Source organism: Sphingomonas sp. FUKUSWIS1, assembly GCF_000733135.1.
Classification (GTDB): Bacteria; Pseudomonadota; Alphaproteobacteria; order Sphingomonadales; family Sphingomonadaceae; genus Sphingomonas; species Sphingomonas aerolata.
The window spans coordinates 14,087-15,530 of record NZ_JPJC01000258.1; the positions used below are offsets into that span (position 1 = coordinate 14,087).

The 1,444-nt window shown below is 67.7% G+C and carries 2 protein-coding genes; both read right to left on the reverse strand.

All coding sequences use genetic code 11. The features are described from left to right. The coding region (locus sphsw_RS16410; RefSeq protein ID WP_042467586.1) for a GNAT family N-acetyltransferase at nucleotides 1–538 on the reverse strand (538 nt) is incomplete at its 3' end. Between the two features lie 10 nt (nucleotides 539–548). Next, nucleotides 549–1,391, reverse strand: coding sequence for an oxygen-dependent coproporphyrinogen oxidase (gene hemF / locus sphsw_RS16415; RefSeq protein ID WP_031441572.1), 843 nt, complete (start codon nucleotides 1,389–1,391; stop codon nucleotides 549–551). Nucleotides 1,392–1,444: the final 53 nt, after the last annotated feature.

Here is a 1,444-nt window from a genome sequence, read left to right on the forward strand (position 1 = left end):
CGGTGGCGCGCGGATCGGGAAAGGTCTCGATCGTCCGCCGCGTCGCGACGAATCCCTGCGCGCGGTAGAAGCCGAGCGCGTTTGGATGGTCGAGCGTACAGGTGTGCAGCCAGACCCGCTCGACACCCCTGGTCCAGGCCCGCGCAAGCGTCTCCGCCATCAGCCACCGGCCATGTCCCTGGCCGGCGAGTTCGGGGATCAGCCCGAAATAGGAAATCTCGCAAGCGCCCGTCCGGCGCAGGTCGAGTTCGAGCATCCCCACCTCGATCCCCGCCGGATCGATCACCGCATGCACGGCAATGCCCGGATCGCGAAGGATCGCGGCGAGCGCGGCATCGTCCATCGCCAGCCGCGAGAACCACAGCCAGCGCGATCCGACCCGGGCGAACAGCGCGCGATAACCCTCCAGCGTCGGCCGCTCCCAGCGCAGCAGCCGCAGTCGCGACGTCGGCATCGGCCTGAGCGGCGGCTTGCGCGGCATTTCGAGCGTGGTCACGATCGTGGCGAGCACGTCGTCCGCGACGGGGATCAGCGCCACCGGCCCCCGCTCACGACCATGTGGCGCGGGGCGGCAGGCTCATCAGGATCGCCTCGATATTGCCCCCGGTCTTCAGCCCGAACAGCGTGCCGCGGTCATAGACGAGGTTGAACTCGGCATAACGACCGCGCCATTCGAGCATCGCGGCCTCGTCCTGCGGTGTGAACGGCGTGTCCATCCGCCGCCGGACGATCCGCGGATAGGCGTCGAGAAACGCCTCGCCGACGTCGCGCGTGAACGCGAAATTGGCATCGAAATTGCCGTCAAGATGATCGAAGAAGATCCCGCCGACGCCGCGGTTCACCTTGCGGTGGGGGATCTGGAAATAGGTCTCCGCCCAGTCCCGGAAGCGCGGGTAGTAGGCCGGGTCGTGCGCGTCGCAGGCGGCCTTCATCGTCGCATGGAAATCGGCGGTGTCCTCGGCGATCGGCAGCGGCGGGTTGAGATCGCCGCCGCCGCCGAACCAGCGCTTGGTCGTGTTGAGGAAGCGGCAGTTCATGTGCACCGCGGGGACGTGCGGGTTGGCCATGTGCGCGACCAGGCTGATCCCTGTCGCGAAGAACCGTGGATCCTCGCCCGCGCCGTGGATCGACTTGGCGAACTCGCCCTCGAAAATGCCGCCGACGGTCGAGACGTTGACGCCGACCTTTTCAAACACCTTGCCCTTCATGACGCCGCGCACGCCGCCACCGCCGGGTTCACCCGACGGATCGATCCGGTCCCAGGGGGTATAGTCGAACACGGCATCCGACCCGGCCTCGCGCTCGATCGTCTCGAACTCCGCGCAGATCCGGTCGCGCAGCGATTCGAACCAAATGCGGGCGGCGGCTTGCTGGGGGTCGAGCTCGGTCATGGTACCGTCCTACAAATCCTGGTCGGGGCGGGGAAGGGGCGCGTTCGCCCGAC